This is a genomic window from Streptomyces cahuitamycinicus (assembly GCF_002891435.1).
Taxonomy (GTDB): Bacteria; Actinomycetota; Actinomycetes; order Streptomycetales; family Streptomycetaceae; genus Streptomyces; species Streptomyces cahuitamycinicus.
The window spans coordinates 1-12,598 of record NZ_POUC01000230.1; the positions used below are offsets into that span (position 1 = coordinate 1).

Consider the following 12,598-nt stretch of genomic DNA (forward strand, 5'->3'; position numbering starts at 1 on the left):
GCCCTGGGGTACGACGTGGCGCTGCTGGCGGCGCGCGTCTACGGGGACGAGGGGCGGCTCGGGATCCCCTACGACCACCTCGCACTGCGGGTGCGGACGGTGGACGGGGGCGACTGGCTGGCCGATGTCGGGTTCGGGGCGCACAGCCACCTTCCGCTGGCGTTCGGGGACCGGGGAGAACAGGAGGACCCGGGCGGCACGTTCCGGATCACCGAGGCGGAGCCGGATGCGGCCGGTGTACGTGGCGGGCACGGCACGGTGGAGGCGGCGGACCTGGACGTGCTCCGGGGCGGCACACCGCAGTACCGCATGGAGGTGCGGCCGCGGGTGCTCGGCGACTTCGTGGTCGGCGCGTGGTGGCACAGCACGTCGCCGGTGTCGCATTTCACGCGGTCGCTGGTCTGTTCGCTGGTGACGGAGGACGGAGGCAGGATCACGCTCAGCGGGCGCAGGCTCACGACGACGGCGGCCGACGGGACGCGGGAGGTGCGAGAGCTGGAGACGGACGAGGAGGTGCTGGGGGTGTACCGGGAGCGGTTCGGGATCGGGCTCGACGAGGTGCCTGCGCTGCGCGATCTCGCGTAGAAGCCATTTCCGGCCATACAGGGCCGCATGGGGCTACACGATGCTACACGCGGACACACGGGGGCTGCATGGGGCTACTCATGCGTAGAACCAGCACATCTGCTGGATTCCCGTGATGTGGTCCCGTGTTGCCGCGAAAGCCTCACCGGTGGTCGAATGCTTCTTCGGCGATGTGTGATCAACAGTGATCAACAGGCGATTTCGAGCCACTGAGGGAGTCGTGGATGATCGGCCGCTGGCGGGGAAGCCGCACCAGCCGGGTGCAACGGACGAGTCCCCTGGCGGCGTTGCAGACACCGCCGAGCGCGGGAGTGCTGGCCTGCCGGGTGCTGGACCCGGTCAACGAGCCGGTCAGGCACGCGGAGTTCACGGTCACGGACGCCGCGGGGCGGCCGGTGGTCAGCGGGGGAGCGGACCCGTACGGGTCGTTCGTGACGACGGTGCCCGCGGGGGAGTACCGGCTCGCGGTGTCGGCGGAGGGGTACACGCCCTACCGGGCGACCACGCAGGTCGCCGAGAACACGCTCGCGTCCCTCGGGGACGTGACGCTCCAGGTGGCCCGGCCGCCGGAGCTCCCCGATGCCGGTGACTGGGAGATCGAGTCGGCGCACTCCACCATCGGTTTCACCGCGCGGCACATCGGACTGGCCCGGATCCACGGGCGGTTCAAGTCGTTCGCGGGGGTCATACGGCTCACCGATCCGGTGGAGCGCTCGGCGATGCACGTGGTGATCGACGCGGCGTCCATCGACACCGACATGAGGATGCGCGACGACCATCTGCGCTCGGCGGACTTCCTGGACGTCGAGCGGTTCCCGACGCTGGAGTTCTACAGCGACCGGTTCCTGCACAAGGGCGGGAACCGGTGGGCCGTGACGGGGGCGCTGTCGCTGCACGGTGTGACGCGGACGGTCACGCTGGACACGGAGTACCTGGGGCTGGGCAACGGCATGGAGGGCGAGGTCCGGGCGGCCTGCCGGGCCACGACCGAGCTGCACCGGGACGACTTCACCGTGAGCTGGCAGACCATGCTGGCGCGGGGCATCGCGGTGGTGGGGCCGAGCATCAGGGTCGACCTCGACGTGCAGGTCGTCCGCAAGGGCTGAGCGGCCGGGCCGCGACACGGTGTCGGACAATGTCCGGCGTGAGTGATGTGCGACATGTACTGGTGCTGCCCGATCGTGACGCCGCGGAAGAGGTGGTGGAGGCGCTGCGGGAGCGGTTCGGGGTCGTCGAGGAGCCGCGGGTGGTGCGGGACGCGCTGGCCGGGGAGGACGATGCCGAGGACGCGCAGTGGCTGGTCGCCCTGCGGGACGAGGACGGGCGGCTGGACCCCGGGGAGCTGGACGGGCTGGCCGGTGAGTGGGAGGGCTGGCGGGAGGAGCCGTAGCCGCCCCCGCCCGTGTGCGTGGGACCGCTCGTGTGCGTGGGACCGCCCATGTGGGTGCGACCCGGCGTTCGCCGCACGTCCGGGTCCGTCGGTGCCCGCTGTCAGTGGCGCGTGGGATGCTTGTCGCGATGGCCAGGAAGACAGCGCAAGACGACCCGCTCGCCCCGGTGACGCTCGCCGTGGGCCAGGAGGACCTGCTCCTCGACCGTGCCGTGCAGGAGGTGGTGGCCGCCGCGAAGGCCACCGACGCCGACACGGACGTACGGGACCTGACCCCGGACCAGGTGCAGCCCGGCACGCTCGCCGAGCTGACGAGCCCGTCGCTCTTCGCGGAGCGCAAGGTCGTGGTCGTACGCAACGCGCAGGACCTGTCGGCCGACACGGTCAAGGACGTGAAGGCGTACCTGGGCGCCCCGGCCGAGGAGATCACCCTCGTGCTGCTGCATGCGGGCGGAGCCAAGGGCAAGGGACTGCTCGACACGGCGCGCAAGGCGGGGGCGCGTGAGGTTGCCTGCCCGAAGATGACGAAGCCGGCGGACCGGCTGGGCTTCGTGCGGGGCGAGTTCAGGACGATGGGGCGATCGGCCACGCCGGAGGCGTGCCAGGCGCTGGTCGACGCCCTCGGCAGCGATCTGCGGGAGCTGGCCTCGGCGGCGTCGCAGCTGGTCGCGGACGTCGAGGGGACGATCGACGACGCGGTCGTCGGGCGGTACTACACCGGGCGGGCCGAGGCGTCGAGCTTCACGGTGGCCGACCGGGCGGTCGAGGGGCGGACGGCGGAGGCCCTGGAGGCGTTGCGCTGGTCGCTGGCGACCGGGGTGGCGCCGGTCCTGATCACCAGTGCGCTCGCGCAGGGCGTCCGGGCGATCGGGAAGCTGTCGTCCGCGCGTGGAGGGCGGCCGGCCGATCTGGCGCGGGAGCTGGGGATGCCGCCGTGGAAGATCGACCGGGTGCGTCAGCAGATGCGGGGCTGGACTCCGGACGGGGTGTCGATCGCGCTGCGGGCCGTGGCCGAGGCGGACGCGGGGGTGAAGGGCGGGGGCGACGACCCCGCGTACGCCCTGGAGAAGGCAGTGGTCACGATCGCGCGGGCGGCCCGCTCCCGGGGCCGGGGCTGAGGCCGCGGGACTCAGTACAGGGGCTGACCGATTCCCAGCAGGTTCCCCTCGCTGTCGTGGAACCAGCCGCCGCGTTCGCCCCGTGCGCCCTTGCTTGGGTAGTGCCCCTCGATCTCGGCGATTCCGCCCTGCGTGCGGAGGCCGGGCACGTCGACCTCCTCGAAGACCACACCGCGCCGCTTGAGCTCCGCCACGGTGGCCTCGATGGCGTCGACCTCCAGCGCCATCTGGGTGAACGTGCCGGGCGAGGCGCCCGTCGACCGGAACAGCACGAACTCCGCGCCGCCGCAGCGATACAGCAGCCCACCGGGCCGTTCGTCGACCGGCTCCAGACCGAGCTTCTCCGCGTAGAAGCGCCGCGCCCGGTCCAGGTCCTGAGCGGGAAGCCTGGTCGCCACCCGGGCCCCGGCCAGCACGTTCCTGTCGTCTGCGTCATCGCCTGCGTCCATGTCTCCACTGTGCCGCCAAAGCCGTCCAGAGGGAGAATCGGGAGTGCAGCCGTACTCGCCAAGCGACGGAGAGGTGGCGGACGACATGGCTGAACACCCGCACGCGGCGCTGGTCCGCAAGGGATTCGAGGCCTTCTCGCGCGGTGACATGGACACCCTGCGCCAACTGATCGCTGGGGACGCCACCCACCACGTGCCCGGGGATCACCCGTTGTCGGGTGATTTCAAAGGGGTGGACTCGATCATCGAGATGTACGAGCGGCTCGGCGCGGAGACGAACGGGACGATGCGCGCCGAGTTGATCGGCATCTGTGTCGACGGCCGCGGTCACGCGGTCGGCATGACCCGCTTCACGGCCGAGCGCAACGGCAGGACCCTCGACGACACCGGCTGCATCATCTTCCGGATCGTCGGCGACAAGGTCACCGACCTCGACGAATGCGTCGAGGACATCGACAAGAACAACGAGTTCTGGTCCTGAACGGGCCGAAGGCCCCGTCGGCCGCTCTGGGGAAGAGCGGAAGGCGGGGCCTTCGATTTCAAGCTGCTGGATCCGCGCCCGCGTGGCGAACGCAGGCCGCGCGCGGATCCGAGGAGTGCCGGACGGGAGCGGATGAGAGAGGGCCCGCTCGATTCCCTCCGGCGTCACATCAGATGTCAGCCCTTGAGCGCGGCGACCTTCTGAGCCAGCGCCGACTTCTTGTTGGCGGCCTGGTTCTTGTGGATGACGCCCTTGGAGACGGCCTTGTCGAGCTGACGCGCGGCGACGCGCTGGTACTCGGTGGCCTTCTCGACGTCACCCGCGGCAGCAGCCTCACGGGCCTTGCGGATCGCGGTCTTGAGGGAGGACTTGACGGCCTTGTTGCGCAGCCGAGCCTTCTCGTTGGTCTTGATCCGCTTGATCTGGGACTTGATGTTCGCCACGAATGAGCCTTCTCAGGTTCTGGCACGAGGGCGCACGCAGACCGCGCGATTCCCGCACCGGGTGATTTCTTGAGGTAGCGCCTCCTGCGAGAGGGCATGAGGCACAGCCACCCAGGCTACCAGTGGCCTCTTCCACGGCCCAAACCCGTCCGTGGTCCCCACCCGTGGGACCATGGAGGCTACGTATCGATCCGACCCGAGACCGCAGACACTGCGGACGCCTCAAGAATCAGGACCCTGCGTGCCCGCGATCCCCAGCCACGTGCCCGAGCCGAGCCGTACCGATCCGGCTCTGATCCGCAACTTCTGCATCATCGCGCACATCGACCACGGCAAGTCCACGCTCGCCGACCGGATGCTCCAGCTGACCGGAGTGGTCGAGCAGCGGCAGATGCGCGCCCAGTACCTCGACCGCATGGACATCGAGCGCGAGCGTGGCATCACGATCAAGTCACAGGCGGTGCGTCTGCCGTGGGCTCCCACCCACGACAAGAACGACACGCACATCCTCAACATGATCGACACCCCGGGGCACGTCGACTTCACCTATGAGGTCTCGCGGTCGCTCGCGGCCTGCGAGGGCACCGTGCTCCTCGTCGACGCGGCCCAGGGCATCGAGGCGCAGACCCTCGCCAACCTGTACCTGGCGATGGAGAACGACCTCAAGATCATCCCTGTGCTGAACAAGATCGATCTGCCGGCCGCCCAGCCGGAGAAGTTCTCCGAGGAGCTCGCCAACCTCATCGGCTGCGACCCCGACGACGTGCTGAAGGTCTCCGCCAAGACCGGCCTGGGCGTCGAGGCGCTGCTCGACAAGGTCGTCGCCGAGGTCCCGCCCCCGGTCGGCGTCAAGGACGCGCCCGCCCGCGCCATGATCTTCGACTCGGTCTACGACTCCTACCGCGGTGTCGTGACGTACGTCCGTGTCATCGACGGTCAGCTCAACAAGCGCGAGCGCATCCGGATGATGTCCACCAACGCCACTCACGAGCTGCTGGAGATCGGGACGAACTCGCCCGAGATGCTCGCCGCCGACGGGCTCGGCGTCGGCGAGGTGGGCTATCTGATCACCGGTGTGAAGGACGTCCGCCAGTCCAAGGTCGGTGACACCGTCACCAGTCAGTCCAAGGGGGCCACGGAGGCGCTCGGCGGCTACAAGGACCCCAAGCCGATGGTCTTCTCGGGCCTGTACCCGCTGGACGGCTCGGACTACCCCGAGCTGCGCGAGGCCCTGGACAAGCTCCAGCTCAACGACGCCGCGCTGGTCTACGAGCCGGAGACGTCCGCCGCCCTCGGCTTCGGCTTCCGTGTCGGCTTCCTCGGCCTGCTGCACCTGGACGTGATCCGGGAGCGGCTGGAGCGCGAGTTCGGCCTCGACCTGATCGCCACCGCGCCGAACGTGGTCTACCGCGTCCTCATGGAGGACGGCACCGAGCACACCGTCACCAACCCCAGCGAGTTCCCCGAGGGCAAGATCTCGGAGGTCTACGAGCCGGTGGTGCGGGCCACCATCCTGGCGCCCAGCGAGTTCATCGGCTCGATCATGGAGCTGTGCCAGACCCGGCGCGGCACTCTGCTCGGCATGGACTACCTGTCCGAGGACCGCGTCGAGATCCGCTACACGCTCCCGCTCGCCGAGATCGTCTTCGACTTCTTCGACCAGCTGAAGTCCAAGACCCGCGGCTACGCCTCGCTCGACTACGAGCCCACCGGCGAGCAGACCTCCAGCCTGGTCAAGGTCGACATCCTGCTGCACGGCGACAAGGTCGACGCCTTCTCGGCGATCACCCACAAGGACGCGGCGTACGCCTACGGTGTGCGGCTCGTCGCCAAGCTGCGCGAGCTCATCCCGCGGCAGGCCTTCGAGGTGCCCATCCAGGCCGCCATCGGCTCCCGGGTCATCGCCCGCGAGACCATCCGCGCCATCCGCAAGGACGTCCTCGCCAAGTGCTACGGCGGTGACATCTCGCGTAAGCGGAAGCTGCTGGAGAAGCAGAAGGAAGGCAAGAAGCGGATGAAGATGGTGGGTTCCGTGGAGGTTCCGCAGGAGGCCTTCATCGCCGTCCTGTCGAGTGATGACAGCGCGGGGTCGGGCAAGGGCAAGAAGTAATCACGGTTTACCGAGGGTTACACCGCAATCCGGGTTGAACAGGGGCTCGCCGTGCGAAAGTGCGGCGGGCCCCTCCGTATATGGGGTAGCTCTCTGTAGGAAGTGACAGGCCGCGGCCCCTTACGCAGGGGCCGGGCGCCCTTTACTCTGATCCCTGCTCGATAGTTACTCGCGAGTTAAACAAGAGCTCGTGAGTGAACCCAGCCGCACCTGAGCCAGCCGCATTGTCGCGGGCCCCGGAGGATGTCGTGAGCGACGCACAGACCCTGATCGAGAACCGTCCGCCGTCCGTGGCGGGCCTCTTCCTGGAGCGCGTGGCGGCCACGCCGGACGCCGAGGCCTATCGGTATCCGGTCCCGTCGTCGGGCCAGGGGCCGGACGACTGGAAGTCGCTGAACTGGGCGAAGGCAGCCGAGCGGGTCTACGCCATCGCGGCGGGACTCATCGAGCTGGGCGTGCGGCCCGAGCAGCGCGTCGCCCTCGCCGCCGGCACCCGGATCGAGTGGATCCTCGCCGACCTCGGCATCATGTGCGCCGGCGCGGCCACCACCACGGTGTATCCGCAGACCAACGCCGAGGAGTCCGCGTACATCCTGTCGGACTCCGAGAGCCGGGTGCTGATCGCGGAGAACGCCGAGCAGCTGGCCAAGGCCAAGGAGAAGCGCGCCGAGCTGCCCGAGCTGACGCATGTCGTGGTGATCGACGCGGCCGGGGTGGAGACCGCCGACTGGATCCTCACCCTGGACGAGCTGGAGAAGCGCGGCGCGGCCCGGCTCGAGAAGGACCCCGACCTGATCAAGGAGCGGGTCGGTGCGATCACCAAGGACCAGCTGGCCACCCTCATCTACACCTCCGGCACCACGGGCCGCCCCAAGGGTGTGCGCCTGCCGCACGACAACTGGTCGTACATGGCGAAGGCGATCGCCGCGACCGGGCTGGTCAGCACCGAGGACGTGCAGTACCTCTGGCTGCCCCTCGCGCACGTCTTCGGCAAGGTGCTGACCTCCGGGCAGATCGAGGTCGGGCACGTCACCGCCGTGGACGGCCGGGTCGACAAGATCATCGAGAACCTGCCGGTGGTGCAGCCGACGTACATGGCGGCCGTGCCGCGCATCTTCGAGAAGGTCTACAACGGCGTGGCGGCGAAGGCCCGGGCGGGCGGCGGCGCCAAGTACAAGATCTTCCAGTGGGCGGCCGAGGTGGCCCGCGACCACGCCAAGGTCTCGCAGGACAACTTCCGCCGGACCGGGACCGCGTCCGTGCCGTTCGGGCTGGGCGCGAAGCACAAGGTCGCCGACGCGCTGGTGTTCGCCAAGATCCGTGAGGCCTTCGGCGGGAACCTGCGGGCGTGCGTCTCCGGCTCCGCCGCCCTCGCGCCGGAGATCGGCTACTTCTTCTCCGGCGCCGGCATCCACATCCTGGAGGGCTACGGCCTGACCGAGTCCTCGGCGGCGTCCTTCGTCAACCCGGGCGAGGCCTACCGCACCGGCACGGTCGGCAAGCCGCTGCCCGGCACCGAGGTGCGGATCGCCGACGACGGGGAGATCCTGCTGCGCGGCCCCGGCATCATGGAGGGCTACCACAAGCTGCCCGAGAAGACCGCCGAGGTGCTGGAGCCGGACGGCTGGTTCCACACCGGCGACATCGGGGAGCTGTCGCCCGACGGATACCTGCGGATCACCGACCGCAAGAAGGACCTCATCAAGACCTCGGGCGGCAAGTACATCGCCCCGGCGGAGGTCGAGGGGCAGTTCAAGGCGGTGTGCCCGTACGTGTCCAACATCCTGGTGCACGGGGCCGACCGGAACTTCTGCACGGCGCTCATCGCGCTCGACGAGGTGGCCATCACCGGCTGGGCCAAGGACAACGGGCTGGAGGGCAAGTCGTACGCGGAGATCGTGGCGGCGCCGGTGACCGTCGAGATGGTCGACGGGTATGTGAAGCAGCTCAACGAGGGCCTTCAGCGGTGGCAGACCATCAAGAAGTTCCGGCTGCTTCCGCGGGACCTCGATGTCGAGCACGGTGAGATCACGCCGAGTCTGAAGCTGAAGCGGCCGGTGGTGGAGCGCGAGTACAAGCATCTGATCGAGGAGATGTACGACGGGTCCCGCGAGGCGTAGGGGGTGGTGGGGGCTGTGTGGCGGCTGCGGGTGCGTCGTGGCTTGTCGCGCAGTTCCCCGCGCCCCTAGGTGGCTTCCCCTATGCGGCGTTTCAAGTCCTGGATCTCTGTCCTGAGGCGTTCCACCTCGCGATCGGCTGCCGCAGCAGGGCCTTCATCGCCTCCTCGCCGGAACGGGCGCGTACCAGCGGCTCGTTGAGGGAGGCGAGGACGGCCTCCGGGGCGGTCAGGTTCTCCTCCATGTCGTCGGCGAGGAGGATTCCGGCGCGTTCGGGGTGAGTGGCCGTGCTGCTCATGCCTCTTCTTCCGTGCCCTCGGGGTCCAGCAGTTCGCACACGACCGTCAGCAGGCCGTCGATGTGTGGCGTTCGCCGCCGGGGCGACCAGGGCGTCGAGCAGCTGGTTCACGTCGTTGACGCGGGACGTCCACAGGCCCTGACCCGGGGCGGCCGAGAGCCGCTCGTCGAGCCGGGCCGTGACGTACCAAGACCGCGGTGAGTTCGGCCACCGTCCCGTGGCCGGATTCCGGCACCTCGGTGAAGTCGCCGTCGCGGGTCGCCGTCATGGCGCCGAGCAGGGGACGCAGATCGGATGCACGAATCTGACCGTCTTCGTACCGGTCTTCGACCACAGGAGTAGCACGGTTCTCACTCATGACGGCCCACTTCGGTAACTCGGCGCTTATGGGCGAGGTCAGTCTGTCACCCTGTCGGCATCGACTGTGGCGTATTCGTACGAACTGCCCGGGGAGCCGTCCATGGGGGCCATTCCGACGCAACGGGAGACCGCTTCCCGTGCCTCAGAGGCGCCTGCACACGCTGGGGAGACGCCCGTGCCCGCCCAGGAGGGGCCCGTTTCCGAGGAGACCGCACCCTGTGCGGAGGCACACGCGCCGGGGGACGCGCGGGCGTGCGCGACCCTGCCCGGCAGTTCGCTCGCGCCGGGCGCAGCCCGCACCCTGGTGCGCCGGGCGCTCACCGAGTGGACCGGGCTCGGCCTGCCCGGAGCCGAGCACCTCACCGACCGCCTCGCCGACGATGCCGCGCTCGTCGTCAGCGAACTCGTCACCAACGCCGTCGTGCACGCCGGCACCGACGTCGAGATGGAGTGCCGACTGGAAGGCGACGACCCGGACACGGCCGCGCTCGTCGTCGAGGTCTCCGACCACCACCCCTCCCGCGCCCCGCGCGGCAGCGAGCCGGAGACGCCGCACGACACCCCCGAGCACGGACGCGGCCTGCGGCTCGTCGGCGCGCTCTCCGAGGCGTGGGGGATCACCTACCGCACGGGCCGCAAGACGATCTGGGCGCGGCTGCCCGCCGGGGGGTGCGCGACGGGCGAGCAGATCGAGGCCTACGCCGGGGAGCACGCGCTGGTGGTCGGCCTGCGGGTGGCGGAGATCCTTGCTCCCGAGCCGCTCCCGGGCGACGAGGCGGGGGAGGCCGCAGGCAGCTGGCGTGGCGTGGGTGAGCCTTGGGACCTACGTGAGGCAGGAGAGACCTGGGACTCGCGGGAGGGCGGAGAGGCACGGGACTGGCCGGACCCGCAGGGAACGCACGGCCTGCGCGACTGGAACGACCTGCGGGACTGGCGGGACCGGCACGAGAACCGCGAGGGACGCAACGGGCCCGACGGGGCCTGGCTCGGCCGCGGCGCCCTCTCCTTCCTCGCCGAGGCCTCCGACCTGCTGGCCGGGCAGCTCGACGAGGACCTGGTCGCCGCCCTCGCCGGGCAGCTGATCGTGCCGCGGCTGGCCGACTGGTGCGCCGTGTGGCTGGAGGACGAGGCCACGGGCGGCGGCTGGAGCGGCGGAGCCGGCGCGGGCGGACCGCGCCTCGCCCGGGTCTGGCACGGCAGTGAGAACCGTATCGAGGAGCTGCGCGGCGTCCTGGAGAAGGACCCGCCGCGGCCGTTCGACCCGACGGGGGCCTCGCCGTTCGAGCACAGCCGGGAGCGCGGCAGGTCCGGGCCCGTCGACTACCCCTGGCCCGGCGGGGCGCTCGATGACGGCGAGCCCGGCGCGGCCCTCGCGTACCGGCTGGTCGCCGGGGGACGCCCGCTGGGCACCCTCGTCATCGGACGCTCCGGGAAGGCCGGCTTCCCCGACGAGATCACCGGCCTCGTCGAGGACCTCAGCCGCCGGGTGGCCCTCGCCATCGGCGCCGCCCGCCAGTACGCCCGCCAGGCCACCATCAGCGCCGTCCTCCAGCGGGGCCTGCTGCCGGGTGCCGTGGCCGAGATCCCCGGCATGCGCAGTGCCCTCGTCTACGAGCCGTGCGACAAGGGCGGGCCGAGCGGCGACTTCTACGACCTGTTCCCGGCCGGCGACGGCCGCTGGTGCTTCGCCGTCGGCGACGTCCAGGGCAAGGGGCCCGAGGCGGCCGTCGTGATCGGCCTGGCCCGGCCCTGGCTGCGGCTGCTGGCCCGCGAGGGCTACCGGGTGGCCGATGTCCTCGACCGCCTCAACCAGCTCCTGCTCGACGACGCCACGGAGGCCGCGGACGCGGCGGCCCGGGCGCTGGTCGCCGCGGGGGCGCGGCCGACCCCGCCCGGCGACGGCCCCCAGACCCGCTTCCTGTCCCTGCTCTACGGGGAACTCGTGCCCTTCGACGGCGGTGTCCGCTGCACCGTCGCCTCCGCCGGGCACCCGCTGCCGCTGCTGCTCGGGGCAGGCGGCGAGGTCCACACGGCGGCGCGGCCCCAGACCCTCCTCGGCGTCGTCGAGGACGCCACCTACACCAGCGAGACCTTCGAACTGCGCTCCGGCGACACGCTGCTGTGCGTCACCGACGGCGTGACCGAGCGCCGCTCGGGCTCCCGCCAGTTCGACGACGGGGACGGGCTCGCGGCGGCGCTGGCCGGGTGCGCCGGGCTGGACGCGGAGCTGATAGCCGAGCGGATCAAGCGGCTGGTGCACGAGTTCGGAGCACGGCCCCCGGCGGACGATCTCGCCCTGCTGGTGCTCCAGGCGGACTGACCCCGCGGGGTGCTGGACAATGGAAGGCATGCCTTCCGCACTTCCCGACGGCGAGCCCGTCCCCGACGACGGCACGCTGCCCGCGCCCGCCCTCGCCGGGGCCGCCGACCGCCCGCTCGGGTTCTACCTGCACGTCCCGTACTGCGCGACCCGCTGCGGCTACTGCGACTTCAACACTTACACCGCGACCGAGCTGCGCGGCACCGGCGGGGTCCTCGCGTCCCGCGACAACTACGCCGAGACGCTCGCCGACGAGATCCGGCTGGCGCGCAAGGTGCTGGGCGACGATCCGCGGCCGGTCCGGACGGTGTTCGTCGGCGGCGGCACGCCCACGCTGCTGGACGCCGGTGATCTCGTCCGGATGCTGAAGGCCGTCCGCGACGAGTTCGGGCTCGCGGAGGACGCCGAGATCACCACGGAGGCCAACCCGGAGTCGGTCGATCCGGCGTATCTGGCGGCCCTGCGCGAGGGAGGCTTCAACCGGATCTCCTTCGGGATGCAGAGCGCCCGGCAGCATGTGCTGAAGGTGCTGGACCGCACGCACACGCCGGGACGGCCCGAGGCGTGTGTCGCGGAGGCCCGGAACGCCGGGTTCGAGCATGTGAACCTCGACCTGATCTACGGCACCCCGGGTGAGTCCGACGACGACTGGCGGGCCTCGCTGGACGCGGTGCTGGCGGCCGGGCCGGACCATGTGAGCGCCTACGCCCTGATCGTCGAGGAGGGGACGCAGCTGGCGCGCCGGATCCGCCGGGGCGAGGTGCCGATGACCGACGACGACGTCCACGCCGACCGCTACCTGATCGCGGACGAGGTTCTCTCGGGCGCGGGCTTCGAGTGGTACGAGGTGTCGAACTGGGCGACTTCGAAGGCCGGGCGGTGCCTGCACAACGAGCTGTACTGGCGGGGGGCCGACTGGTGGGGGGC

General features: G+C 70.6%; 11 protein-coding genes and 2 pseudogenes. 9 read left to right on the forward strand and 4 right to left on the reverse strand.

The annotated features are described in order from the left end of the window. The 4 genes from C1J00_RS26505 to holA form a co-directional block, all read left to right on the forward strand. On the forward strand, positions 1-585 hold a 585-nt coding region (locus tag C1J00_RS26505; protein ID WP_102911552.1), incomplete at its 5' end, for an arylamine N-acetyltransferase. A gap of 224 nt (positions 586-809) precedes the next feature. Further along, positions 810-1,691: a YceI family protein gene (locus tag C1J00_RS26510; protein WP_102911553.1), complete on the forward strand. Its 882-nt coding sequence runs from the start codon at positions 810-812 to the stop codon at positions 1,689-1,691. Positions 1,692-1,729: 38 nt separating this feature from the next. After that, positions 1,730-1,975, forward strand: coding sequence for a hypothetical protein (locus tag C1J00_RS26515; protein ID WP_102911561.1), 246 nt, complete (start codon positions 1,730-1,732; stop codon positions 1,973-1,975). Positions 1,976-2,103: 128 nt separating this feature from the next. After that, entirely contained in the window at positions 2,104-3,093 is a 990-nt protein-coding gene (gene holA / locus C1J00_RS26520; RefSeq protein ID WP_180989712.1) for a DNA polymerase III subunit delta, read from the forward strand. Positions 3,094-3,104: 11 nt separating this feature from the next. On the opposite strand, the gene C1J00_RS26525 is transcribed toward holA, so the two are convergent. Next, complete coding sequence (locus tag C1J00_RS26525; protein WP_102911555.1) at positions 3,105-3,542, reverse strand: VOC family protein; 438 nt, start codon at positions 3,540-3,542, stop codon at positions 3,105-3,107. Between the two features lie 85 nt (positions 3,543-3,627). On the opposite strand from C1J00_RS26525, the gene C1J00_RS26530 reads away from it, so the two are divergent. Then, complete coding sequence (locus C1J00_RS26530) at positions 3,628-4,023, forward strand: nuclear transport factor 2 family protein (RefSeq protein WP_102911562.1); 396 nt, start codon at positions 3,628-3,630, stop codon at positions 4,021-4,023. A gap of 176 nt (positions 4,024-4,199) precedes the next feature. Here the strand turns inward: C1J00_RS26530 and rpsT are convergent, their stop codons facing one another. Then, entirely contained in the window at positions 4,200-4,466 is a 267-nt protein-coding gene (gene rpsT / locus C1J00_RS26535; protein WP_033306356.1) for a 30S ribosomal protein S20, read from the reverse strand. A gap of 241 nt (positions 4,467-4,707) precedes the next feature. On the opposite strand from rpsT, the gene lepA reads away from it, so the two are divergent. Together lepA and C1J00_RS26550 are read left to right on the forward strand one after the other, a co-directional pair. Further along, positions 4,708-6,576 carry a translation elongation factor 4 gene (gene lepA, locus C1J00_RS26545; RefSeq protein ID WP_102911557.1) on the forward strand — a complete coding sequence of 623 codons (1,869 nt, stop codon included), beginning with the start codon at positions 4,708-4,710 and terminating at the stop codon, positions 6,574-6,576. A 248-nt stretch (positions 6,577-6,824) separates the two neighbouring features. Next, the gene (locus C1J00_RS26550; RefSeq protein WP_102911558.1) at positions 6,825-8,696 is read left to right on the forward strand and encodes an AMP-dependent synthetase/ligase; all 1,872 of its coding nucleotides are present in this window, start codon (positions 6,825-6,827) and stop codon (positions 8,694-8,696) included. A gap of 127 nt (positions 8,697-8,823) precedes the next feature. Here the strand turns inward: C1J00_RS26550 and C1J00_RS26560 are convergent. Both C1J00_RS26560 and C1J00_RS47035 read right to left on the reverse strand, forming a co-directional pair. After that, positions 8,824-8,991: pseudogene (locus C1J00_RS26560) on the reverse strand (response regulator); the annotation flags it as partial. Positions 8,992-9,054: 63 nt separating this feature from the next. Beyond that, a pseudogene (locus C1J00_RS47035) lies at positions 9,055-9,349 on the reverse strand (hypothetical protein); the annotation flags it as partial. Between the two features lie 102 nt (positions 9,350-9,451). Here C1J00_RS47035 and C1J00_RS26570 point away from each other — a divergent pair. Together C1J00_RS26570 and hemW are read left to right on the forward strand one after the other, a co-directional pair. Next, positions 9,452-11,671 (forward strand): SpoIIE family protein phosphatase, encoded by a 2,220-nt coding sequence (locus C1J00_RS26570; protein WP_102911559.1) that lies wholly within the window; start codon positions 9,452-9,454, stop codon positions 11,669-11,671. A 28-nt stretch (positions 11,672-11,699) separates the two neighbouring features. After that, positions 11,700-12,598, forward strand: an 899-nt coding sequence (hemW, locus tag C1J00_RS26575; protein WP_102911560.1) for a radical SAM family heme chaperone HemW, incomplete at its 3' end; no start/stop codon positions are given.

Bases quoted from the DNA above. Each gene is read 5' to 3' on its own strand.
- C1J00_RS26570 (WP_102911559.1), top strand. From the start codon at position 9,452: ATGGGGGCCATTCCGACGCAACGGGAGACCGCTTCCCGTGCCTCAGAG.
- C1J00_RS26530 (WP_102911562.1), top strand. From the start codon at position 3,628: ATGGCTGAACACCCGCACGCGGCGCTGGTCCGCAAGGGATTCGAGGCC.
- holA (WP_180989712.1), top strand. From the start codon at position 2,104: ATGGCCAGGAAGACAGCGCAAGACGACCCGCTCGCCCCGGTGACGCTC.
- C1J00_RS26510 (WP_102911553.1), top strand. From the start codon at position 810: ATGATCGGCCGCTGGCGGGGAAGCCGCACCAGCCGGGTGCAACGGACG.
- C1J00_RS26525 (WP_102911555.1), bottom strand. From the start codon at position 3,542: ATGGACGCAGGCGATGACGCAGACGACAGGAACGTGCTGGCCGGGGCC.